The 22,760-nt window shown below is 63.2% G+C and carries 26 protein-coding genes; 10 read left to right on the top strand and 16 right to left on the bottom strand.

Annotated features, from left to right (window positions below):
* Positions 1 to 48 precede the first annotated feature (48 nt).
* Together HCO70_RS03105 and HCO70_RS03100 are read left to right on the top strand one after the other, a co-directional pair.
* Positions 49 to 915 (top strand): glycosyltransferase family 2 protein, encoded by an 867-nt coding sequence (locus HCO70_RS03105; protein ID WP_172292971.1) that lies wholly within the window; start codon positions 49 to 51, stop codon positions 913 to 915.
* Positions 916 to 1,040: 125 nt separating this feature from the next.
* Positions 1,041 to 1,679 carry a sulfotransferase gene (locus HCO70_RS03100; RefSeq protein ID WP_172292969.1) on the top strand — a complete coding sequence of 213 codons (639 nt, stop codon included), beginning with the start codon at positions 1,041 to 1,043 and terminating at the stop codon, positions 1,677 to 1,679.
* A gap of 155 nt (positions 1,680 to 1,834) precedes the next feature.
* Here HCO70_RS03100 and irrA read toward each other — a convergent pair whose 3' ends face one another.
* Entirely contained in the window at positions 1,835 to 2,281 is a 447-nt protein-coding gene (gene irrA, locus HCO70_RS03095; RefSeq protein WP_305849429.1) for an iron response transcriptional regulator IrrA, read from the bottom strand.
* A gap of 152 nt (positions 2,282 to 2,433) precedes the next feature.
* Here irrA and fabA point away from each other — a divergent pair, with 152 nt between their 5' ends.
* From fabA to HCO70_RS03075, 4 genes are read left to right on the top strand one after another with little or no spacing between them, the layout of a single operon-like run.
* Positions 2,434 to 2,946 carry a bifunctional 3-hydroxydecanoyl-ACP dehydratase/trans-2-decenoyl-ACP isomerase gene (gene fabA / locus HCO70_RS03090; RefSeq protein WP_172292967.1) on the top strand — a complete coding sequence of 171 codons (513 nt, stop codon included), beginning with the start codon at positions 2,434 to 2,436 and terminating at the stop codon, positions 2,944 to 2,946.
* A gap of 28 nt (positions 2,947 to 2,974) precedes the next feature.
* Positions 2,975 to 4,204 (top strand): beta-ketoacyl-ACP synthase II, encoded by a 1,230-nt coding sequence (locus HCO70_RS03085; protein WP_172292965.1) that lies wholly within the window; start codon positions 2,975 to 2,977, stop codon positions 4,202 to 4,204.
* Positions 4,205 to 4,210: 6 nt separating this feature from the next.
* Positions 4,211 to 4,999, top strand: coding sequence for an enoyl-ACP reductase (locus HCO70_RS03080; protein WP_172292963.1), 789 nt, complete (start codon positions 4,211 to 4,213; stop codon positions 4,997 to 4,999).
* A 22-nt stretch (positions 5,000 to 5,021) separates the two neighbouring features.
* Positions 5,022 to 5,429, top strand: a complete 408-nt coding sequence (locus tag HCO70_RS03075) for a GFA family protein (protein ID WP_172292961.1) — start codon at positions 5,022 to 5,024, stop codon at positions 5,427 to 5,429.
* A gap of 70 nt (positions 5,430 to 5,499) precedes the next feature.
* Here the strand turns inward: HCO70_RS03075 and ppk2 are convergent, their stop codons facing one another.
* The 4 genes from ppk2 to HCO70_RS03055 all read right to left on the bottom strand — a co-directional run bounded on the left by ppk2 (position 5,500) and on the right by HCO70_RS03055 (position 8,768).
* Positions 5,500 to 6,429, bottom strand: coding sequence for a polyphosphate kinase 2 (ppk2, locus tag HCO70_RS03070; protein ID WP_172292959.1), 930 nt, complete (start codon positions 6,427 to 6,429; stop codon positions 5,500 to 5,502).
* 256 nt (positions 6,430 to 6,685) lie between these two features.
* Positions 6,686 to 7,261 carry a HupE/UreJ family protein gene (locus tag HCO70_RS03065; protein WP_172292957.1) on the bottom strand — a complete coding sequence of 192 codons (576 nt, stop codon included), beginning with the start codon at positions 7,259 to 7,261 and terminating at the stop codon, positions 6,686 to 6,688.
* 343 nt (positions 7,262 to 7,604) lie between these two features.
* Positions 7,605 to 7,910 carry a hypothetical protein gene (locus HCO70_RS03060; protein ID WP_172292955.1) on the bottom strand — a complete coding sequence of 102 codons (306 nt, stop codon included), beginning with the start codon at positions 7,908 to 7,910 and terminating at the stop codon, positions 7,605 to 7,607.
* Between the two features lie 198 nt (positions 7,911 to 8,108).
* Positions 8,109 to 8,768 (bottom strand): hypothetical protein, encoded by a 660-nt coding sequence (locus HCO70_RS03055; RefSeq protein WP_172292953.1) that lies wholly within the window; start codon positions 8,766 to 8,768, stop codon positions 8,109 to 8,111.
* Positions 8,769 to 9,019: 251 nt separating this feature from the next.
* On the opposite strand from HCO70_RS03055, the gene parE reads away from it, so the two are divergent.
* Positions 9,020 to 10,981: a DNA topoisomerase IV subunit B gene (gene parE / locus HCO70_RS03050; RefSeq protein ID WP_172292951.1), complete on the top strand. Its 1,962-nt coding sequence runs from the start codon at positions 9,020 to 9,022 to the stop codon at positions 10,979 to 10,981.
* Here parE and HCO70_RS03045 read toward each other — a convergent pair.
* Positions 10,978 to 12,111, bottom strand: coding sequence for an SIR2 family protein (locus HCO70_RS03045; RefSeq protein WP_172292949.1), 1,134 nt, complete (start codon positions 12,109 to 12,111; stop codon positions 10,978 to 10,980). The two genes, parE and HCO70_RS03045, sit on opposite strands and share 4 nt — an antisense overlap.
* A gap of 404 nt (positions 12,112 to 12,515) precedes the next feature.
* Here HCO70_RS03045 and HCO70_RS03040 point away from each other — a divergent pair, with 404 nt between their 5' ends.
* From HCO70_RS03040 to HCO70_RS03030, 3 genes are all read left to right on the top strand, one after another.
* Complete coding sequence (locus HCO70_RS03040) at positions 12,516 to 12,965, top strand: DMT family transporter (protein ID WP_172292947.1); 450 nt, start codon at positions 12,516 to 12,518, stop codon at positions 12,963 to 12,965.
* 357 nt (positions 12,966 to 13,322) lie between these two features.
* Positions 13,323 to 13,655 carry a GYD domain-containing protein gene (locus HCO70_RS03035; RefSeq protein WP_172292945.1) on the top strand — a complete coding sequence of 111 codons (333 nt, stop codon included), beginning with the start codon at positions 13,323 to 13,325 and terminating at the stop codon, positions 13,653 to 13,655.
* 123 nt (positions 13,656 to 13,778) lie between these two features.
* On the top strand, positions 13,779 to 14,027 hold the full coding sequence (locus HCO70_RS03030; RefSeq protein ID WP_172292943.1) for a hypothetical protein: 249 nt from the start codon (positions 13,779 to 13,781) through the stop codon (positions 14,025 to 14,027).
* Positions 14,028 to 14,173: 146 nt separating this feature from the next.
* On the opposite strand, the gene HCO70_RS03025 is transcribed toward HCO70_RS03030, so the two are convergent.
* The 10 genes from HCO70_RS03025 to HCO70_RS02980 form a co-directional block, all read right to left on the bottom strand.
* Positions 14,174 to 14,371, bottom strand: coding sequence for a CsbD family protein (locus HCO70_RS03025; RefSeq protein ID WP_172292941.1), 198 nt, complete (start codon positions 14,369 to 14,371; stop codon positions 14,174 to 14,176).
* 123 nt (positions 14,372 to 14,494) lie between these two features.
* A complete protein-coding gene (locus HCO70_RS03020; protein ID WP_172292939.1) occupies positions 14,495 to 14,887 on the bottom strand; it encodes a cytochrome c in 393 nt (130 codons plus the stop codon).
* 60 nt (positions 14,888 to 14,947) lie between these two features.
* Complete coding sequence (locus HCO70_RS03015; RefSeq protein ID WP_172292937.1) at positions 14,948 to 15,346, bottom strand: cytochrome c; 399 nt, start codon at positions 15,344 to 15,346, stop codon at positions 14,948 to 14,950.
* A 109-nt stretch (positions 15,347 to 15,455) separates the two neighbouring features.
* Positions 15,456 to 15,884, bottom strand: a complete 429-nt coding sequence (locus tag HCO70_RS03010) for a cytochrome c (protein ID WP_172292935.1) — start codon at positions 15,882 to 15,884, stop codon at positions 15,456 to 15,458.
* 1 nt (position 15,885) lies between these two features.
* Positions 15,886 to 16,278, bottom strand: coding sequence for a c-type cytochrome (locus tag HCO70_RS03005; RefSeq protein WP_172292933.1), 393 nt, complete (start codon positions 16,276 to 16,278; stop codon positions 15,886 to 15,888).
* A gap of 66 nt (positions 16,279 to 16,344) precedes the next feature.
* Positions 16,345 to 17,022 carry an ABC transporter ATP-binding protein gene (locus tag HCO70_RS03000; RefSeq protein ID WP_172292931.1) on the bottom strand — a complete coding sequence of 226 codons (678 nt, stop codon included), beginning with the start codon at positions 17,020 to 17,022 and terminating at the stop codon, positions 16,345 to 16,347.
* On the bottom strand, positions 17,015 to 18,289 hold the full coding sequence (locus HCO70_RS02995) for a lipoprotein-releasing ABC transporter permease subunit (RefSeq protein WP_172292929.1): 1,275 nt from the start codon (positions 18,287 to 18,289) through the stop codon (positions 17,015 to 17,017). Before HCO70_RS02995 ends, HCO70_RS03000 begins: the two co-directional genes overlap by 8 nt.
* A gap of 216 nt (positions 18,290 to 18,505) precedes the next feature.
* Complete coding sequence (locus tag HCO70_RS02990; RefSeq protein ID WP_172292927.1) at positions 18,506 to 19,138, bottom strand: helix-hairpin-helix domain-containing protein; 633 nt, start codon at positions 19,136 to 19,138, stop codon at positions 18,506 to 18,508.
* Between the two features lie 458 nt (positions 19,139 to 19,596).
* On the bottom strand, positions 19,597 to 20,919 hold the full coding sequence (gene proS, locus HCO70_RS02985) for a proline--tRNA ligase (RefSeq protein ID WP_172292925.1): 1,323 nt from the start codon (positions 20,917 to 20,919) through the stop codon (positions 19,597 to 19,599).
* 346 nt (positions 20,920 to 21,265) lie between these two features.
* On the bottom strand, positions 21,266 to 22,402 hold the full coding sequence (locus tag HCO70_RS02980; protein WP_172292923.1) for an MFS transporter: 1,137 nt from the start codon (positions 22,400 to 22,402) through the stop codon (positions 21,266 to 21,268).
* Positions 22,403 to 22,760 lie beyond the last annotated feature (358 nt).

Below are 22,760 nucleotides of genomic sequence, written 5' to 3'. Positions count from 1 at the left end.
CCGTGATCGGGGCACGCTCCCGGAAACCCGACGCAACCGGACCCGCCCATGCGCTACCCGAGCCTCGACGCATTCCTGAAAGACGGCAAAGCCGCGCTGGCGAAAGGCCCCGTCGCGATGATCTTCGTCGAGGACCTCGTCGAGGTCGATTCCACCATCCGCCACCATATGAATCTCGGCTTCCCCACCGTCCTGCTCTTTGCCCCCGGGGAGCTTTCGCTTCCCCGCCACCTCGCCGAGGACGTGCACCGCATCGACCACCCGCTGCAGCGCGCCGGCGCCCATATCCAGGCGGTCAACGCCGTCATAGCCGCGGCCCCCGGCACGTGGCTCTATTACTGCTTCAACGCCGAATACCTGTTCTTCCCGTTCTGCGAGACGCGCTCCATCGCCGAGATGCTGGCCTTCCACACCGAGGAACGCCGCGACGCCGTGCTCACCTACGTCGTCGACCTCTACGCCGCCGACCTCGAAACCCATCCCGACGCCGTCAGCCTCGAGGACGCGCATCTCGACAAATCCGGCTACTACGCCCTCGCCCGCCTCGACCCCGACGGCAATCAACCCAAGGAACGGCAGCTCGACTTCTTCGGCGGCCTGCGCTGGCGGTTCGAGGAACACGTTCCCCCCGCCTCCCGCAAGATCGACCGCATTGCGCTGTTCCGCGCGAAAAAGGGGCTGACCCTGCGCCCCGACCACACCTTCTCGGACGAGGAATACAACACCTATTCCTGCCCCTGGCACCACAACATTACGGCGGCAATCTGTTCATTCCGGACCGCAAAGGCGCTCAAGACCAATGCCGGCTCCACCTTCGACATCCCCACCTTCCACTGGCACAACTCGACATCTTTTACGTGGCATTCCAAGCAGTTGCTCGACCTTGGGTTGATGGAGCCCGGCCAATGGTTCTAGGCCGATAACCGCCGGCCCGGCCCCGGCGCCGCATTTTCGCCGTATTCAATCCGTAGCCCTGTGGATAAATAAAAACACCTATCGACGCAGACAAAACAAAAAACACAGAGGCTAACAGGCACGCCATGCGGATCTTTCAGATCGGCTTCAACAACTGTGGCACGACGGCTCTCAACCACCTGTTCCAGGCCAGCGGAATCATGTCGCTGCACGGAACCGGCCGCTACTGGCGCGAAAAGGGCCATCCCGCCGTCCAGGGCCGCAACGTCCAGCTCGCGATCCACCGAAACATCTCCGCCGGCCGCCCGGCGGTCTACGGGTTCGACGACTTCCGCGCCTTCTTCGGCATGGAATTCTCCCAGGGCGGGCTGCAGATAGAAAACTTCCGCCGCTTCGCGCTCCTCGCCGAGGAATATCCGTCGGCGAAATTCATCCTGAACACCCGCGACACCGACCGCTGGCTGCAGGACCGCATCGACCGCCAGGGCGGCCGCTACCTGCAATGGGCGATGGATCGCACGGGCATGAGCCTCAAGGGCGTGCTGAACCTCTGGGCCGACGACTTCCACCGCCACCACGACATGGTGCGAGAGCATTTCCGCGCCGATCCCGACCGGCTGATGGAATTCGACGTCGACAGCGGCTCGGTCAAGGACCTAATCAAATTCGCCCGCAGCGCCAACATGCGCCTGTCCTCGCGCCACTGGAAACGCGCGCGCGTCAGCGATCACTGGCAGATCCCGGACCGCTTCCGCGCCGCCTGATCCGCCACCGGGCCGCGCCCTGTTTCGGAAAGCCCGAAGCTGAATTCCACGCGACACACAGCACCGCCCAAAAGGCGGCGCGTCCCCTCACCTATTTCAGAAAAAACAGCGCGCTGATGCGCTCATTCCAGCAACAACAGCCGAAAAAGGGAAACTCAGCCCCGCGCCGGACGCAGCCGGATCACCACGTCGACCTTGGCGATCTCCGCCCCTTCCGGTGCCTGTGGCAGCTGCGCGATCTTCAGCTCCTCCGCCGGCGCATCCGTCAGATGCGCATCGTCTTCCCAGAAGAAATGCGGATGGTTCGAGGTGTTGGTGTCGAAATAGCTCTTCGACCCGTCCACCGTGATCTCGCGCATCAGCCCCGCCTCGCAAAAGGCGCGCAGCGTGTTGTAGACGGTGGCCAGGGAAACCTTTTCGCCGCTGTCGCAGCTTGCGGCATAGAGGCTCTCCGCCGTCACATGCCGGTCCTTGCCGTCACCGATCAGCAGCGCGGCCAGGGCAACGCGCTGCCGTGTCGGGCGCAGCCCGGCACCAGCCAGCCAATCGGCCCCGCGTTTCTGGCGTGTTTCGGTCGCCTGCATCGTGATCCCGTCCCGCATGAAACCTAATATAGTGTCCACAGACCCCGAGTTTCAAACGGAATCCTGCCCCCGCGGTATCGGACAGGTAAACGCACGCGCTTGCCAGCCCGCGGATACGGGTGATAGAGACCCCGTGATTCAAGAGGCATAAGCCGAAAAACGGGGGGGAAATGTCCCAATATCCGACGTCATTCGACAAGGAAGCGCTGTTGAAATGCGCACGCGGAGAGCTTTTCGGCCCCGGCAACGCGCAATTGCCGGAACCGCCCATGCTGATGATGGACCGGATCACCGAAGTGTCCGCCGACGGTGGCGAGAACGGTAAGGGTCATATCACGGCGGAACTCGACATCTCGCCCGACCTCTGGTTCTTCCCCTGCCACTTCCCCGGCAACGAGGTGATGCCCGGCTGCCTGATGCTCGACGGGCTCTGGCAGCTCACCGGCTTCAATCTCGGCTGGCGTGGCTGGCAGGGCCAGGGCTTCGCGCTCGGCGTCGGCGAGGTCAAGAATTCCGGAATGGTCCGCCCTGACCGCAAGCTTGTCACCTACGAAGTGACCTTCACGCGGGTCATAGACCGCAAGCTGAAGATGGGCGTTGCAGACGGCCGCGTGCTGGCCGATGGTGAGGTCGTCTGCGAGGCAACCGGCTTGAAGGTCGGCCTCGCCGCCGCCAAGTCCTGACGAGGACCGGGCAGCAGGGAGAGTGCAAATGCGTCGTGTCGCAGTCACCGGACTGGGGATCGTCTCCTCCATCGGCAATTCCGCCGAGGAGGTGACAGCAAGCCTGAAGGCCGGGAAATCCGGTATCGTCGCCGCGCCGGACTATACCGAGCGCGGCTTCCGAAGCCAGGTCAAGGGCGCCATCGACATCGACGTCGAGGCGCAGATAGACAAGCGCCTGCTGCGCTTCATGGGCCCGGGTGCCGCCTATTCTTATATCGCCATGTCCCAGGCCATTGCGGATGCCGGCCTGTCCGAAGAGGAGGTGTCGAATCCCGGCACCGGCCTTATCGCGGGTTCCGGCGGCCCCTCGACCTCGGCCATGTTCGCCGCGCACCAGACCGTGCTGGAAAAGGGCGCACCGAAACGCATCGGTCCCTTCGCGGTGCCGAAATGCATGTCGTCGACGATCTCGGCCAACCTCTCGACGGCCTACAAGATCAAGGGCGTCAACTTCTCGATCACCTCGGCCTGCTCGACCTCGCTGCATTGCATCGGCATGGCGGCGCAGCAGATCATGCTCGGCCAGCAGGATGTGATGTTCGCCGGCGGCGGCGAGGAACTCGACTGGACGCTCAGTTGTTTGTTCGATGCCATGGGCGCGATGAGCAGCAAATACAACGATACCCCCGCGACGGCCTCCCGCGCCTTCGACGCCAACCGCGACGGCTTCGTCATCTCCGGCGGCGGCGGCATAGTCGTGCTGGAAGACCTCGAACGCGCCAAGGCGCGCGGCGCGAAGATCTATGCCGAGGTCACCGGCTTCGGCGCCACCTCCGACGGGCACGACATGGTCGCCCCCTCCGGCGAGGGCGGCGAACGCGCCATGAAGCTCGCGCTGAAAACCCTGCCGGAGGACCGCAGGATCAGCTACATCAACGCCCACGGCACCTCGACCCCGGTCGGCGATGTCGGCGAGGTCGAGGCGGTGCGCCGCATCTTCGGCGAGGGTAGCACGCCCCCCGTCTCCTCGACAAAGTCGATGACCGGCCATGCGCAGGGCGCGGCCGGCGCGCTCGAGGCAATCTTCTGCCTCCTGATGCTGCGGGACGATTTCATCACCCCCTCCATTAATATCGAGACCCTCGATCCGGCGCTTCACCCGGACGAGATCGCCACGGAAACGGTCACCGGCGCCGGTCTCGACACGGTAATGACCAACTCCTTTGGCTTCGGCGGCACGAACGGTTCGATGCTGCTCAGCAGATACGACGGATGAAACGACATGGCTGACCTGATGCGCGGCAAGCGCGGGCTTATCATGGGCGTGGCGAACGAACGCTCCATCGCCTGGGGCATCGCAAAAGCGATGGCCGCAGAGGGTGCGGAGCTGGCCTTCACCTACCAGGGCGAGGCCTTCGGCAAGCGGGTAAAGCCGCTGGTCGAGACACTGGGCGAAAACATCCTGATCGACTGCGACGTGATGAACGAGGCGAAGATGGACGCCACCTTCGCCGAGCTTGGCGACAAGTGGGGCAGCCTCGATTTCGTCGTCCACGCCATCGCCTATTCCGACCGCTCGGAACTGACCGGCCGCTTCATCGACACCTCGCTGATGAACTTCACCAACTCGATGGCGATCTCCTGCTATTCGCTGATCGACGTCGCCCGCCGCTCGCGCGCGCTGATGCCGAACGGCGGCACTGTGCTGACGATGACCTACCAGGGCTCGCACCGCGTCACGCCCTATTACAACGTCATGGGCGTGGCCAAGGCGGCGCTGGAATCCACCGTGCTCTACCTCGCCAACGACCTCGGCCCCGAGGGCATCCGCGTCAACGCCATCTCCCCCGGCCCGATGAAGACGCTGGCCGGCGCTGCGATCGGCGGCGCCCGCAAGACCTTCAAGCATACCGAGATCAACGCCCCCCTGCGCCGCAACGCCGCGCTGGAATCGGTGGGCGGCACCGCGGTCTACCTCGCCTCCGACTACGGCGCCGACACCACGGGCGAGATCATCAAGGTCGACGGCGGCTTCCACGTGCTGGGCATGCCGCAGACCGATAATCTCTGACCATGATCCGCGGGAGCCTGCGATGACGGAACTACATCGCGGCTCCTGTCAGTGCGGCGCCGTCCGCTTCGAGATCGAGGGCGAGTTCGAGCGTTTCTTCCTCTGCCACTGCAGCCGCTGCCGCAAGGGCTCCGGCTCCTCCCACGGCGCCAAGCTGTTCTCCTCCACCGCCCGCCTCACCTGGCTGTCGGGAGAGGATCACCTGCGCACCTACCGCATCCCCGCCGCGCGCCACCAGACGACCTTCTGCACCAATTGCGGCGCCCCGGTCCCCGACCTGCGCAACGACGGCGCCCTGCTGATGGTGCCCGCCGGCTGCCTCGACACGCCCGTCGATTTCCGCCCGCTGGCGCATATCTACATCGCCAGCCGCGCCAACTGGGACGACCACCTCGAAGACCTCCCCGCCTTCGACGAACGCCCGGCCTGACCCGCCGGCGGCCAACCGCCGGTGTTCACATGAGCCGGAAGCTTAATACCACCCCGCCAATGCTCATCCCCTACCCGTCCGTATGCCGTGTCGCCGGATGCAACGAGGTCGCCAGGATGTGGTCCGACTTGTGCACCACATGCTCCGCCCGCCCCACGATCAAAGGATCCGGCGTGCCGACGATGCTGTCATCCTTCTCCGGGTAATCCAGCGTCGACAGGAAATGCCGCATCGCGTTGATCCGCGCCCGCTTCTTGTCGTTCGACTTCACTATCACCCACGGCGCATCGGCGGTGTCGGTGTAAAAGAACATCGCCTCCTTCGCCTCGGTATAGTCGTCCCACCGCTCCAGCGAGGCCAGGTCCACCGGCGACAGCTTCCACCGCTTCAGCGGATCGGTCTTGCGGCGCTCGAACCGCCTGTGCTGCTCGTCCTGCGTGACCGAAAACCAGTATTTGTACAGCTGGATCCCCGACTGCACCAGCATCCGCTCCAGTTCCGGCGTCTGGCGCATGAATTCGAGGTATTCGTTGGGCGTGCAGAACCCCATCACCCGCTCCACACCGGCCCGGTTGTACCAGGACCGGTCGTAGAACACCATTTCGCCCACGGTCGGCAGCTCCGCGATGTAGCGCTGGAAAAACCACTGCCCGTGCTCCTCCCAGGTCGGCTTGTTCAGCGCCACGACCCGCGCCTGCCGCGGATTCAGATGCTCCATGAACCGCTTGATCGTGCCGCCCTTCCCGGCCGCGTCCCGCCCCTCGAAGAGCAGCGCGAATTTCTGGTCCGTCTCCTGCGCCCAGATCTGCACCTTCAGCAGCTCGGCCTGAAGCTGCGCCTTCTCGCGCTCGTAATCGGGCCGGGTCATCTTCTCGGAATAGGGATACTGGCCGCTTTCGAACGCCTCGCGCACCTGATCGGGCGTCACGGTAGGAAAGCCGGTGGGATCCGCCCCGTTGGCCTTGGGCGCTTCGCTTACGGGCTTAGGAACATCCTGCATCGCGCATCTCCTCGAACCTGTCCGCTCCCCGGATAGCGCAGTTTACCTGACAACGCCTTGATACGTGTCAAATATATGACAATGCGCGCCGGGCCGCCCACACGGCCCGGCGATCCGGTTGGCACGATCGCGCAGCTCAAAGCGAAGACGCATCTCGCAAGTGTTGAGCAGAACAGCCCGCAACTCGGATCGCCCTGCCGCTCTTACCCGCTGGCCTCAGCACGAACAGAAGCCCAATCCATCACCGATCGGACCTTCAGCCGCCGACGGCGACCCATACGCCACCAAGCGCGGTCGCCAGACCAAGTCCGCGAACGATCTTCGGACCGGTGATGGCGCGTCCTGCCAGCACGGCAATGGTGACGCCAAAGGCATGGAGGATGGCCGTCGACACTGCAAATCCGGCTCCGAAGGCGATGGCACCCGCGGTCCCGAGTTCGCCGCCATGGGCATGGCCGTGGAACAGGCCGAAAACGCCGACGATGCCCGCCGCCGCCTCGACCGGCAGGCGAAGAGCGAAGGCGACCGCAAGTCCGAGGGCGAAGACCGAGACAAGGATCATCGGTTCAACGAATGGCAGAGGCATCCCCGCGACGGCGGCAAAGAACCCGACAACCATTGACCCGACGAAGGCGGTCGGAAGAAGCCAGGTGGCACGCCCGCCGAGCGACGCCGCCCAGAGACCGACCGCGACCATCGCAAGGATGTGGTCCAGCCCGAAGACAGGATGCGACAGGCCCGCCATGAACGACCCGTGTTCATCGGGGTTCAAATGGGCAAGCGCCGGAGTCGCGGCAAGAACGGCGGCAATGGTCAGAAAAGTGCGTTTCATATCGGTTCCTTGCTTGGGTTAACCGGATACCTCGATGGGAGTCGTATCCATGTTCGACGTAAAGCAACTATGGGCACTCATGGATCGGCCAGGCAACCGCTTCGCCGCAGATGGCGAAACCGAAGGCAGAGTGTGCCTGATTTGTATGCTTTCCCGCCGTTTGACTGATTTTCAACCGAACTCGGCCAGGAACCGGATTTCGTTAGACCCGCGCACATGGCGGCAAGGCCGCCGCGCTTCGCCGGGCCGCGACTCTGCGCCCGGGCTGCAACACCGTTGTCTCGCAAAGCAGTCGGAACTGGTTCGCACGGGAACAGCTCAACTCGCACTCAGCGATCGCGTGTTAGAATGCGCCTTCCGGAACGTAGAGGCAAAGCAGATAGCCTTCCTTGCTGCTGATGCATGCGTGGAAGTAGTTGTCTCGTGAAGGCCGCACCCTGAAGTCATCAAAGTGAATAATATACTTCACAGATGAATTTAACATCGGATGGTCATTCGCCTTGAGTGAGACAATCCAGGCACCATCAACTGCAACTGCAGTCGCCCGAATATGTGCGCAGTCACGATCAGAACAACAATATGGATCGTACCAACCATGCGGTTGGGCGGCTGTGGCGAAAATTAACAAGAGAAATGCTTGCAGTTTCATACGCAAGCCCCCCCGTTAATACTATCATATCCTTACGTAAAAAAGTAGACCGGTGCCTCTTGAGCATGAAACCCACATGCGTCCAATGCAGCCGCAGGACTCCGCGGAATGAAATGTCCGTCTCAGCGTCGCCACGGTCGGTGAATGACCGGGCCCGATGGGCCCGGCCCACGTCACACGCACAAAGTCAAAACCAACTCAGGCTTTCCGGCGCAGCACCCGGCGCGCGCCGACCAGACCCAGCGCACTGGCCAGCAGCAGGCCGCCCGCCGGCAGCGGCACCGGCGCGACCGGATCGCCCTCGACCTTGATGCCGAAATCCTTGACCGGGTTGCTGGAGCCGAAGTTGAACAGTCCGTCCTCGTCATAGGCCGAGGTGCCGGGCGTATCGACGCCGGCATAGCTGTTCGGCGCAAGCACTTCGACGGTGCTGCCGCCCAGCGTGCCGACCCCGTCGAAGACGATGGTGTAATCGCCCACCAGCGCGCCCAGCGCCGAGAAGTCGAAGCTCCCCAGAACGGCATCGTAACGGGTCGCATCGGCGTAGAAGGACAGGGTCGCCAGCACGGCGCCGCCCAGTCCGGTACCCTCGACCAGCGTCGCGGTGATGTCGGCATAGGATCCGAAGGTCGAAAAATAGGCACTGATCTCAAGATTGGTGGTCTCTTCGGACAGGGTGAAACTCTGCCCGACCGGGCCATATGAGGCCAGGTTGAAGAACCGGAGCCCGCCCTGGTTGGTGTAATAGTCGAACGGCTCGGTATTGGTACTCAGCGTGTCGAGCACGGTCACGGCATGCGCCGCGCCGGTGCCCAGGACAAGGGTGGCCGCAACGGCAATCGCCTTGAAAAGGTTCATGGAATCATTCCCTCTGATTGATTTCCCCACGCTGCGAGCCTGCGCGGCGGACAAGACAACTTGTTAACAGATTCCGGTAACATTCATGACGCCTCGTCGCGCCCGCGCGAAGCCGAACGCGCCACCGCCCCCGCCGGTTGCACCGGCCGCGGAGGCCGCCGAAAGACCGCTCCGCCAACAGCCGGCAAGGCTTTCCACGCCCCCCCAAACCTGCCATTATGGCGGCAAGCAAACACAAGATAGAGCAGAGAATGGCCGACGACCTCCTGGCCGGCGCCCACGCCGAACACTCCTACGATGCAAGCTCGATCGAGGTGCTCGAGGGCCTCGAACCGGTCCGCAAGCGCCCCGGCATGTATATCGGCGGCACCGACGAGCGGGCGCTGCACCACCTTGTCGCCGAGGTCCTCGACAACTCGATGGACGAGGCCGTCGCCGGCTTCGCCAACCGCATCGAGGTGGAACTGCACGAGGATTACGCCGTCACCATCCGCGACAACGGTCGCGGCATGCCCTTCGACCCGCACCCGAAATTCCCCGGCAAGTCCGCTCTGGAGGTGATCCTCTGCACCCTCCACGCCGGCGGCAAGTTCTCCGGCAAGGCCTACCAGACCTCCGGCGGCCTCCACGGTGTCGGCGCGTCCGTCGTCAACGCGCTCTCCGACAGCATGGTCGTCCAGGTCGCCCGCGACCGCAAACTCGTCGAACAGCGCTTCTCCCGCGGCATCCCCCTCGGCCCGGTCACCGATATCGGCGCCGCCCCCAACCGCCGCGGCACCACCACCACCTTCCACGCCGACGAGGAAATCTTCGGCCACCACCGCTTCAAGCCCAAGCGCATGTTCACCATGGTGCGCTCCAAGGCGTACCTCTTCTCCGGGGTGGAGATCCGCTGGAAATCCGCCATCGACGACGGCGAAACCCCCACCGAGGCCACCTTCCACTTCCCCGGCGGCCTCGCCGACTACCTCGGCGAACAGCTCAACGGCTCCTCCACCTACGCCGACCGCCCCTTCGCCGGCACCGTCGACTTCACCGAACGCTTCAACACCCCCGGCAAGGTCGAGTGGGCGATCAACTGGACCCCCTCGCGCGACGGCTTCATCCAGTCCTACTGTAACACCGTCCCAACGCCAGAGGGCGGCACCCACGAACAGGGCTTCTGGGCCGCGATCCTGAAAGGCATCCGCGCCTACGGCGAACTCGCCAACAACAGAAAAGCCGCCCAGATCACCCGCGACGACCTGACCTCCGGCGGCTGCGCGCTGGTCTCCTGCTTCATCCGCGAGCCCGAATTCGTCGGCCAGACCAAGGACCGCCTCGCCACGACAGAGGCCGCCCGCCTCGTCGAATCCGCCGTCCGCGACCATTTCGATAACTGGCTCGCCTCAGACACCAAATCCGCCGGCGCCATCCTCGACTTCCTCGTCCTGCGCGCCGAGGAACGCCTGCGCCGCCGCCAGGAAAAGGAAACCGCCCGCAAGTCCGCAACCAAGAAACTCCGCCTCCCCGGCAAGCTGGTGGACTGCTCCGCCACCGCCCGCGAAGGCACCGAGCTTTTCATCGTCGAGGGCGACAGCGCCGGCGGCTCCGCCAAGATGGCGCGCGACCGCAAGACCCAGGCGCTGCTGCCGCTCCGCGGCAAGATCCTCAACGTCCTCGGTGCCGCCTCGTCCAAGCTCGGCCAGAACGCCGAGATCAGCGACCTCTGCCAAGCGCTCGGCGTCTCGATGGGCACCCGCTTCAACATCGACGACCTGCGCTACGACAAGATCATCATCATGACCGACGCCGATGTCGACGGCGCCCATATCGCCTCGCTGCTGATGACCTTCTTCTTCACCCAGATGCGTCCGATGATCGACACCGGCCACCTCTACCTCGCCTGCCCGCCGCTGTTCCGCCTGACCCAGGGCGCGAAGCGCGTCTACTGCATCGACGAGGCGGAAAAAGAGGCCTGGCTGGAAAAGGGTCTCGGCGGCAAGGGCAAGATCGACGTCTCCCGCTTCAAGGGCCTGGGAGAGATGGACGCCAAGGACCTCAAGGACACCACGATGAACCCCGAGACGCGCAAGCTGATCCGGGTAACGATAGACGAGGACGAACCGGGCGAGACCGGAGACCTCGTCGAACGGCTGATGGGGAAGAAGCCGGAACTGCGCTTCCAGTATATTCAGGAGAATGCGCGGTTCGTGGAGGAGTTGGATGTTTAATAGAATTCGTGGCCGTACTCGTTGATTAGCTCAGAGCACGTGCCATTAATTATCTTTATTAGTTTCATTTCGTCATATCGGATCGCATCTTTTACGTTTGTGCGGCCAGCTTGAAATACAGATATCCCATGCTTTGCCCGCGTGGTGAGATACTCGCTCAAACCATAAGCAGTCGCATAAATCTCGCGGCGCCTTTGATTTGGTTGCAATGCATTTGAATTTGCGCCCAATAAATTTAGATTCTGCTCGGCGAACCCGAAGCCAAGAAAGACAACCTTTCTCGATTCTATAATCATTTCTTGAATCTCATCACTCAGTTTTTTGCTAACGCTTTCGGTAAAGGTTCTAATCCTTTCAAAGCCAGAAACCGCCTCCTTCAGTTTGTCGGTATCTCCGAAGCCTATTGCATCTTGGATTTCATCCTTAAACGGGAGCTCTGAGATTACTCCATAAGGATGAGATATGTTAATTTGACCCACTAAGTCAGCTGCATCTGCATCAGATAGATGATCATATTGGCGAAAAGCATGAAATAGAAAGTGCTCAATACACCTATCGTAGTTGAATATTATCAGGTTTGTCATCTTTAATCTGTCGCTCATTTCGGGAAGGGTCGCCCCACCACGAAGCACCCTAAAAAACGGCACCAGCCAAGTCGAACGAAGCTCCGCAAAGTCCAATTCCTGAAATTTTGGTGGGCCCGGATCAAAAAGCAGATTTGATCTGTCTTCGTCATCATCATTTGAAAACATTGTATTTTCGTGATGCAGAATTGCGGCCATGATTGCCATTTTCCCGATTGCGACGATGTTTTCGTCGTTCTGATCGTTCAAAAAGTTGTCAATACTCTTAGAAAGCCACAGTGATCGAGCAAACCGCGACAGTAGCGACGCGGCAGCGTCCGGTTCATGCGCTAATCCTGGTTGTTTCAGAACATACTCGTGCACTGCGTTTACAAGTGCATCGACTGCATCGTTTCGTTCAAACCGGAATGGATCTCGATCATGAGAATAATAATCATCTACAGGTGTGCAGAACCTCGAGATTACGGAAATTAGCTGGTCACCAGTCGGCATTCCAAAATCTACGCTTGCTCCAGCTCCAACTACAAAGGTAACTTTGTTTTCCAAGATAGATTTGTCCTTTCACTTTCTTATGGAATGTATAAAAACCTTTCGCGAGTTGGAAAGTATGTTTTCTCCTCTACCCACCCGAGCCCAACACAAAGGGCAGCGCCCGACCTGGAGGGCGCACCGCACCGGCTGAATTGCGCGCCCACACCGCCACACGCCCAACACTTGCACCACTTGCCACGTCGGAAAAGCGCCCTCCGGGGGGAGGGTTCGCGGCGTCCCGGAAATCGTCCAATGGACGATTTCAGCCGCGAACGGGCGAAGCCCCGGGCGGGCGCTGCCCGGCGTAGCCGCCGGGCGGAACCCGTGACAAGCGCGCCGCCCACCACACCCCACGCCACAACTTGCACCCCCTGCGCCCTCCCGCCTACTCTCCGCCCGTCACCACAACGGAGCCGACGATGCTGTCCGACACCCTGCGCTACGCTGCCGTCATGTTCGCCGCCGGCGTCGGCATCCCGCTCCTTGCCGCGATCAATGCGCAGCTGGGCGCCCGCATCGGCGCGCCCTTCGCCGCCGGTGTCATCCTGTTCCTCGTCGCTTTCGTGATCGCCGCAACCGCGATGCTGCTCGCCGGGCAGGGTTCCGCACTGGCCAAACTTCCGGCGCAGCCACCGCACCTGTTCCTCGGCGGCGTCTTCGTCGCCTTCTACGTCCTCTCCGTCACGGTGATCGCGCCGAAATTCGGCGTCGGAAACGCGGTGATGATGGTGCTGCTGGGTCAGCTCGTCTCGACCGCCGTGATCGACCATTTCGGCCTGTTCGGCGCCCGCGTAACCGGCCTTTCGCCGCAGCGCGCCATAGCACTTGCCCTGATGGCCGCCGGGGTGATCCTCGCCCAGCAGGCGTAGGATGGGGTTTCACCCCATCCCCACGGCATGCCCGAACCCATTCGCCACCCTAAAGGCGGCAAAATTACTCAAGATTAACAATGGTTAACACGTTTCCGCTTTAACGGGACGGGCGCCGTTTTCCCCGGCCGAAACAGTGCCGAAACATGCTGTATTGCGTCATTGCTTCCCCAAGGTCCCTTTACCGGCCCGCATTGCCGGGCGTAGGATTTATCAACGGAGGAAAGGACTTGGCACGCAAAGCCATTGCCTCCGAAGGGGGCCGTATTATCGCGGCCGGGGTGGAGCGCCGGGTAATCTGCCGGCACGCGTCAGGCGAGTTTCTTCGGGCAGGGTACCAGCTTGGAGGAAATGGTAATGCCACGTTTCATCACATATGCATCCTATTCCGCAGAAGGCATGAGGGGCCTTCTGAAGAAACCGGAGGACCGCGCCGCCGCGATCGGGGCGCTGGTCGAGAAATCCGGCGGCAAGCTCATCGCGCTTTACATGACGTCCGGTTCGAACGACGCGGTCGCAATCACCGAAACGCCGGATGGCGATGCCGCGGCGGCCGTCTCCATGGCCATCGGCGCCTCCGGCATCCTGTCGCGGATCGAAACCGTCCGCGCCTGGACCTCTGCGGAATTCGTGGATGTGGCGAAGAAGGCGGCGGGACTCTCCTCTGCCTACACACCGCCCGGCGCCTGACCGCGCCACTGGATGGCGCGCCACCCGTCGCGCCATCCACCCTGCTCCCCCGTACCTCTCCGTGCCCGCTCTGGCAGCCTGCGCGCCGCAGGCTATCTCTGCGTCACATACCGGAGGTTCCCAATGTTACGCCTGTCTTCCGCCTTTCTGGCCGGCCTCGCCACCGCCGGCCTGCTGCCCCTCCTCGCCGCCCACGCGCAGGAGGAGGAACCAGACATCTTCCAGCTGATCGAGGATAACTGCATCGTCCGGACCCGCGTGAACGTCCGCGTTCAGGTGCAGATCCCCTCCGGCACCTTCAGTTCCAGCTACGGCGTCGGATCCGGCGACGGTTCGGGCGAAGGCACCATCATCTGTACCCCTCCGGAATAGAGCGGCCCGCCCGACGTGTCCCCACACCGAGGTTAGCGCTAACACGCCTGAAATCAATGACTTGACCCCCCGTCCCCATGGGGACGCCCACAAAAAAGCCCGCCGGAGTCCCCTCCGGCGGGCCCTTTTCTACAAGTCAGGATGGCTCAGATCGACGCCTGCCAGGCATCCACCTCGCGCCGCGCTTCCTCGCGCGCCTTGCCATATTTTTCCTGGACCAGCCCGATCAGCTGCTCCCGCTCGCCGCGGGCCTCTTCCAGCTCATTATCGGTCAGCTCGCCCCACTTCTCGCGGGCCTTGCCTTTCATCTGAGTCCAGTTGCCTTGCACTTGGTCCCAATTCATGACGTCCTCCATCATTTCCGCCGGCACCCTCGCCGGCGCTCTGACGGGAAAACGCACCGCCCCCGCCCCCTGTTCCAAGCTTTCCGATCACATTTCCGGAAGGCGAAACCGCGCCTGTCCCACCTACTCCTGCCGCGCCTCCAGCCATTCGACCAGCTCGACGATCGCCTTCGAGGTCACTACCGGCTGCCCCGCCGCCGTCTTCAGCGCCGCCGTCTCGCCCTCGAAGAGCGGCCCGAACTGCGGCATCTCCCCCGCATGCCCCGGCAGCGGATCCCGCCCGTCGATCTGGAAAACCACCGCCGCCCGCGGAAACACCCCGCCGTTCCGTTCCGCCAGCTTCGTCAGGTCCGGCGCCTCACCGTCGAGTATCATCGAGGCGATCCCCCCGCCCTTCGCATCCTCGCCATGGCAGCCGGCGCAGTGGATGGCAAAGTTCCTCTCACCGCTCCCCAGGTCCTGCCCCAGCACGGGCGCGGCCAGACACGCAATCATCAAAGCGGGAACAAATCTCATCGCGGCACCCTCCTTCAGGCGAAGATTACCACGACGCGCACCGTCACGCCTTGTCCTGAATCACTGCTGAATGCTCTCCAGATATGACGTCAACGCCACCAGCGGCTCCGGTGTCGGCGTCAGGATTCCGTCACCCGTCTCCACCAACACCGTCGGACCATCCAAGAGCGGCCAGAACGCGGGCATGGCGCCACCATGCGCCTCCCCCCTAGCATAGCCGTAGATCTTGGACATAACGTCAACCCGCGGAAACGTCCCACCATTCCGCGCGGAGATCCGGGTCAGGTCGGCAGGCTTGGTTGTAAGGTTGGCCACCATCGGCCCGTTTCCCTGTCCGGTCTCCCCATGGCAGCCGGCGCAAAGGTCCGCAAAGGAGGCACGCCCCGTCTCGACCTCGTTCGTACACGCCCCCAGCGCCAACACGCCTGACATGGCAAAAAACAGAGAAACCGCCCGCATGATACTGCACCGCCCGATATTGTTATTTTGCAATAATCTACCACGATTCAGCGGGGTTGTGAAAATTATTCTTTCATGTGTGCAAGATGACGCGGCGTATACGGTCCGTTCAGTTCTGGATCAGCCGCAGGTAATCGACGATCTCCAGCACGGCACCGTTGGTCTCGATGCGGGTTCCGTCCGAGGCTGTGTATACGACGGGTTCCCCGTCCAGCAGCGGCCCGAAATCCGGCATTGCGACGACGCCGGCATGGAAGTCGCTGATCCGTGTGACAACCTCGACCACATACGTATCCGGGAATGTGCCGCCGTTCCCCGAGCTCAGACCGCGCAGGTCGGGCACACCGGTGGGTACGAACACAGACAGTTGCCCAGCGCCGTCTGCCCCGGATCCGTGGCAGACGGCGCAATAGGTCCGGAACGATGCCGCACCCGTGGTTTCGGGCATCGGTTCCGGCTCTGGCTTTGGTGCACAGGCGACCAGAACTACTGACAGCATCAGGAGAGTACCCGTGCGCACGTTGTTACGCGGCGGCATGTCACTCCGCCTGTTGCGAGGCGAGGTATTCGGCGATCTTCAACACGTCGCCGCGGGTCTGGATCACGCCGCCTTCGGGTGCATCGATGACCGCGCTGCCGCCTCCCAGCATCGGCCCGAAAACCGGCATTGGCCCGCCATGCGCATCCAGAAGCATTCGACCGTCGATCGTTTGCACCACGTCGGAAAGCGGAAACACACCATCATTCCTCGCGGCCAGCCCGGTCAGGTCGGCCACCGGCACTGTCAGCAGGTCGGCCAGAGCACCGTCGCCACTGGCGGAAACACCATGACATCCGGCGCAGTAGGCGCGGTAAAGCTCTTCTCCGGTTACGGGCTCTTGCGCGATGGCCGGCACGGCCGTCAAAATCAGGGTTATCAGGGCGTATCGCATCGGCGTCTCCGTCTAGGCTGTCTGCGCGAGTAGCTAACCCGCGCTAAATGGCTTCTGTCGGGGCCGTCAGACGATCTGCCCCCCTTCCAGCCGCACGGTTCGATCCATCCGCGCGGCAAGGTCCAGATTATGCGTCGCAATCAGCGCCGCAAGCCCGGTCTCGCGCACAAGCTCCATCAGCGCTGAAAAGACGCGGTCCGAGGTGTCGGGGTCGAGGTTACCGGTCGGCTCGTCAGCCAGCAGCAACTGCGGAGCGTTCGCCAGCGCGCGGCAGAAGGCGACGCGCTGCTGTTCACCGCCCGACAGGGCGGCAGGACGGTGCGTGGCGCGCTCAGCCACGCCGACACGTCCCAGCAGATCACGGCCGCGTTCTTCCGCCTTTGGCTTTGCGGTTCCGTTCGCAAGCTGCGGGATGACGATATTTTCCAGGGCCGAGAATTCCGGAAGCAGGTGGTGGAACTGGTAGACAAAACCCACCTCAGACCGGCGGACCCGCGTGCGTTTGCGATCCGACAGGCCGTTCATCATTTCGCCGCCTATGCGCACTTCGCCCGTGTCGGGCGTATCCAGTAGCCCCGCAATGTGGAGGAGGGTGGATTTCCCGGCGCCGGACGGCGCCACAAGGGCGACAACCTCTCCCGGATGCACGCGCAGTTCCGCGCCGCGCAGGACGACCACCTCGCCGGGTTTACCACGGTTGTAGCCCTTTTCGAGCCCAGTCAGCTCCAGCGCCGCCTCACTCATAACGCAGGGCCTCCACCGGGTTCATCCGGGCCGCCCGGCGCGCCGGGAAGATCGTGACGACAAAGGACAGTCCCAGCGCCAGGAAGACCGCCGACAGGACATCACCAAGTTCCAGCCTTGCGGGCAGATAGTAGATGCCTCGGATCGAGGGATCCCAGACGCCACCGCCCATGATCGTATTCACAAAGGAGAAAATCGGATCGATATAGATGGCGAACAGGCACCCAAGGATTACCCCGGCAATAGTTCCGATGGTGCCGGTGAACGCGCCACACAGAAAGAATATTCGCAGGATGGATCCTTCGGTCAGGCCCACCGTCCGCAGAATTCCGATATCGCGGCCCTTGTTCTTCACCAGCATGATCAGGCCGCTGACAATGTTCATCGCCGCGATCAGGACGAGGATCGACAGGATGATGAACATCACGTTGTCCTCGACATCCAACGCGCGCAGGAAGGCGCCTGACGCATCGCGCCAGGTCCATACCAAAGCGCGTTCACCGGCCGCTTCCAGCAGGGCCGGTGTGTAGGCATCGACATTGTCCGGGTCTTCGACCATCACCTCGAATTCGTCGGCCTGTTCCTCCTTGTTGAAGAAGGATTGTGCCTCGGCGAAGGGCATGTAGACCCGCGTACGGTCGATATCGTAGCGGCCCGCCGTGAAGATGTAGACAACCTCGTAGGCATTCACGCGCGGGCTGGTACCCATGACAGACCGAACGCCATTCGGGTTGATGATCTTGATGCGGTCGCCGATTGTCGCGCCAAGCTCCCGCGCCACGCCGGAGCCGATGGCGACGCCTTCCTCCAGCCGATTGATGTCGCCCCAGGCTTCTTCCGCCTCGGCGATGCGCGGCAGGCTCAGCAGGTCATCTTTCTGAATGCCGAAAACCTCGATGCCGGCATTGCTGTCGCGCAAATTGGCCAGTACCTGCCCTTTCACCAGCGGCGCCGCACGGGTCACGCCGGGAACCGCGGCAAGCCGGTCTGCGATCTCGTCGTAGTCAGTAAAGGTGCGCAGCGTCTGCCCGGTGTCAGTGACATAGGTGCTGGAATAGACCGTCACATGCGCGTTCGCGCCGAGGATCGTGTCGACGAATTCGGCGCGAAAACCGGAGCGTACGGCGAGTGTGGCAATCAGGGCGAAGACGGCCAGCGTGATCCCGATCAGGCTGATCCATGTCATGACCGAGACGCCACCCTCGGCGCGGCGCGCGCGCAGGTAGCGCCAGGCGATCATCCATTCAAATCCGGAGAACATCGGCATGCGGCGGAGCCTTAGCGGATTGCGCGGGGGCGTCAAGCGGCGGCGGAACGCGGTCGAAGCAAGGCCAAGGAGCGGCGTCAGTTACACTAGTGCCCGTCCCTGCCTGTTCTCTCGTCTTCCGGCAGATTTCGGATAGGTCCCTGAAAATCAAATGCGCGCGGGTGATCCCGCGCGCAAGTTTCCGCCAGCCTTGGGCCGATTGGCCCTGTCCGGTGGTCAAGCGGCCTTTTTCAGCTTCTTGGCCTTCGATTTCTTGGTCTTCTTTTCGGCCTTCTTGGCCTTCGCCTTTTTTGCGGTCTTGGCCTTCTTGTCCGACTTGGACGCTTTCGCATCCTTCGATTTCTTTTTCGACTTCTCCGCCTTGGCTTTTTTCTTTGCCTTGGCGTCCTTGTCTGCTTTCTTCACCTTCTTTTCCGCCTTGGCTCTCTTCGTTGGCTTGCTGGCCTTATTAGTCTTCTTTGCCTTGGCAGGCTTTTCGACTTCGGCTTCGGCGACGGGTTCGGTTGGTTCCGGTTTCGCGGCTGGGGCGGTCACTGGTTTCGTGGCGGACGCTGCAGCGGGTGTGGAAGTTGCCTCGGGTTTCGGCGTGGGAGCGGGGCTCGCAGCAGGTTTACGGGCGGCCCTGCGCGCGGCCAGTTGCGCGGCCGGGCTCGGCACTGCGGCAGGCGAGGAAAGCGCGGCGCGGGCGGCGGCGGCAAGGGTCACCGCGCGCGCCGTCCCGATCCCGGGTACCGCGCCCAATCCGGACTCGCCGGCCGAAACCATCGCTTCGGCGCTGTCGATTCCGCTTTCTTTCAGCGCCCGGGCCAGCGACGGCCCAACGCCTTTCACTTCGGTCAGCTCAGCCATCGTTTGCGTTCCTTGTTCCTATAGAGGCGGGCGCCGGCGATCCAATGCGCCGACGCCCTGAATGGATCCGTGAGTGCGGCTGCCCGTGTCAGGCGGCTTTCTTGAGGGCCTTCTTGGCCTTCTTCAGCTTCGTTTCCTGACGCTTGACCTTGGCCTGGCGGGATTTGACCTCTTTTTTCAGGCTCTTGATCTTCGATTTCTTGGACATGAATGCCTCCTCTCTACTACCAGCCGGTACTGTCCGGCCTCGTGGGAGGGCGGTATAACATGTCTATAGCGTTTGTATATACCTTTTTCCGATCAGGCGCCAAACACAGCAAGAAATCGCTGTTTGAGGCTGATTTTACCCAGTGCACCGCATGTCGGAAACAGCGCGCAATCTCGCATCGGTTGATATCTGGAAAGGCTTCAGCCCATGGAGCCGAAGCCGGCGACCCGACGCGGCTCTATCCAGCAGGCTACGATGTCAGTCGAGCCACCGCCAGTTCCGGCGTCAGTTCCTCGCTTTCGCCGGTGCGGCGGTCGGTCAGTTCGACCACACCCTTTTCAAGCCCGCGCGGTCCGACCGTGATACGGAACGGCAGCCCGATCAGGTCCATTGTCGCGAACTTTGCGCCGGCCCGCTCTTCACGGTCGTCGTACAGCACTTCGAGACCCGCCTTCGTCAGCGCCGCTTCCAGCTGCTCGCAGGCTGCATCGGCCGCCGGATCGCCCTGCTTGACGTTGACGATGCCGACATGGAAGGGCGCGACCTCCCAAGGCCAGATGATGCCCCTGTCGTCGTGGTTCGCCTCGATCAATGCCCCGGCGAGGCGGGAGACACCGATCCCGTGCGAGCCCATGTGGACCGGGACAGACTTGCCGTCGGGGCCCTGCACCGTGGCGCCCATGGGTTCGGAATACTTGGTGCCGAAGTAGAAGATCTGGCCGACCTCGATCCCGCGGGCCTTGCGGCGGCGGGCTTCGGGTATCTCAAGGAACAAGTCGTCGTCGTGGGTCTCGTCGGTGCGGGCATAGCGCGAGGTGAACTCGGCCAGGACGGCGGCGCATTGTTCGTGGCTGTCGTAATCGATGTCGCGGTCGCCGAACTTCAGGTCGGTGATCTCGCTGTCGTAGAAGACTTCGCTTTCGCCGGTCTCGGCGAGGACGAGGAATTCGTGGGTGTCGTCGCCGCCGATGGGGCCGCTGTCGGCGCGCATCGGGATCGCCTGCAGGCCCATCCGCTCGTAGGTTCGCAGGTAGCTGACGAGGTGGCGGTTATAGGCGTGGAGGGCGTCTTCCTTGGTCAGGTCGAAGTTGTAGCCGTCCTTCATCAGGAACTCGCGGCCGCGCATGACGCCGAAGCGGGGGCGGACCTCGTCGCGGAACTTCCACTGGATGTGGTAGAGCGTGAGGGGGAGGTCCTTGTAGCTGCTGACATGGGACCGGAAGATGTCGGTGATCATCTCCTCGTTGGTGGGGCCGTAGAGCATGTCGCGGTCGTGGCGGTCGCGGATGCGGAGCATCTCGGGGCCGTAGGCGTTGTAGCGGCCGGACTCCTGCCACAGGTCGGCGGGCTGGATGGTGGGCATCAGCAGGGGTATATGGCCGGCGCGCTGCTGCTCCTCGTGGACGATCCGCTCGATGTTGCGGAGGACCCGGTAGCCGAGGGGGAGCCAGGAATAGATGCCGGCGGCCTGCTGGCGGATCATGCCGGCGCGGAGCATCAGGCGGTGGCTGGCGATCTGGGCCTCGGAGGGCGTCTCCTTGAGGACGGGCAGGAAGTAGCGGGAGAGGCGCATGAGGGCTCCTTGGCGCGGGTATCCGTGGTCGGAAGCGGTCTAGGGGATTGCCGGGGGCAAGACAAGCGAGGTGAGTGCGGCGGGCAGGCCGCGGAGGGGCGTCCCCATGGGGACGGGGGGTCAAGTCATTGATTTCAGGCATGTTAGCGCTAACCTAGGTGTGAGGACAGGTGCGGACAGGCAGGCTGGATCAGGCATGGCGCATGCCCGGGAAGGCGGTCCCGGTCCCGCCGTTCCGCCCGACCATTGCCGCCGCATCGCGCAGCACCCGGCAGTGCCGGAGGTGATACCGGACGGCCCTGCGCCCGCCGAGGTCCGGCGGGCGCAGGGCTTCGGCTTCAGATCGTCATGTCTTCAGGAACCGGAGGGCCAGAGCCGCCCCGCCGAACAGCACCGCGAGCGATGCGTATCCGACCGCCGGCCCGCCCGACAGCGCCGCGCCGAAACCCAGCGGGCCGAGAACATAGCCCAGCCCCCAGGCGAAATAGTAGGCGCCGGAAACCGTTCCCTTGAGCGCGTCGGACACGCAGTCGTTCAGCTCGGCAATCGACGCGATGCAGAACACGCCCAGCCCGATGCTCGCGACACCGAGCGGCAGGAATACCCATAGCCCCGGAACGAACGGGACCGCGCCGAACCCGAGCGCCGCCGCGACCATCCCCCCGATCAGGAAGCCGGACCGTCCGACACGGTCCGACACCCTGCCCGCGACGACCTGAGAAAAACTGACTGCCGCATAGAACAGAACGAAGCTCATGCTCACGGCGGCGCTACCGAAGCCATGAGTCACCGTCAGGGAGACGGGCAGGACACTGACGAACACGCCGTATCCGGCACCGTAGAGCACGACGCCGGCCAGAAGGATCGCGGGCTTCCGCCGCCACAGGACGCCAAGCGCCTCCCGGAGACTCACCCGCGCCGGTCCCACCGACACCGGCGCCGATGGGAGGAACAGCAGCGTCAGGAGCCCGGCGGTGAAGCAGAGGAGCGCGAAGACGAGAAAAGGCGCCTGGCCCTGACCGTCCGGCGCGATCAGCAGGCCCAGCAGCGGCCCGAGGGTCAGGCCGGTGTGGATTGCCGCATTGTAGATGCCGATGGCCCGGCCCTTGGCGGCCGGGTGGGCAAGCGACAGGAACGCGGGACCCAGCGCCCAGATCGGCGCCTCGCCCAGCCCCTGAAGGGCACGGCCGAGATAGATCCCGCCCGCTGTCCCTGCACCGAAGAACACGAGCCCGGAGGCGGCACACAGGAAATAGCCGAGCACGAGGAACCGCTTTGCCCCGAGGCGGTCGGACAGGGCGCCGATGGGCAGCTGCGCCAGCAGGTAGGTGAAGGCGAAGACCGAGGCGATCAGGCCGACGCTTTCCAGCGTTCCGGTCATGGCATGCACCCGCTGCGGCAGCAGGGCGACGATCATCCCGACACCGACCATCAACAGGGTCGCGGACAGGCTGAGGACGAATAGAGAGGAGTTATTGGACATGGAATTTGGCCTCACGAAAGCCACGCAGCACAGGACGCATGCGCCGCCCCCCCGGGACCGGGCGGCGCCATGCGGCTGCGGAGTAAAAAGGTGGGATTGCGTGAGAGGCGGACAGAACGACCCGGCCCGCCGGTTCGGCAGGCTCAGCCGCGCAAAGGCCGCGCTTTCACGAAGGCGGGCACCACCGGCGCGTCAGCGCGGGTGGCAGCGCCCTGTTACGCGAGGGGCGGAGGCGATACTGCGAAGATGCGGGTGACCGGTGTCATCGGGTCGTTGTCCAGGTGTTTGGAGTCCGTTCCGGCGAGGATTGCGCGATACGCTGGCGTTGGCAAGCCGGGTTGGAAGTGCTGCCTGTGGC

The organism is Pseudoruegeria sp. HB172150, from assembly GCF_013184805.1.
Taxonomy (GTDB): Bacteria; Pseudomonadota; Alphaproteobacteria; order Rhodobacterales; family Rhodobacteraceae; genus Psychromarinibacter.
The sequence above is the reverse complement of the archived record's forward strand: the minus strand, read 5'-3'. Positions and strand labels throughout refer to the sequence as shown.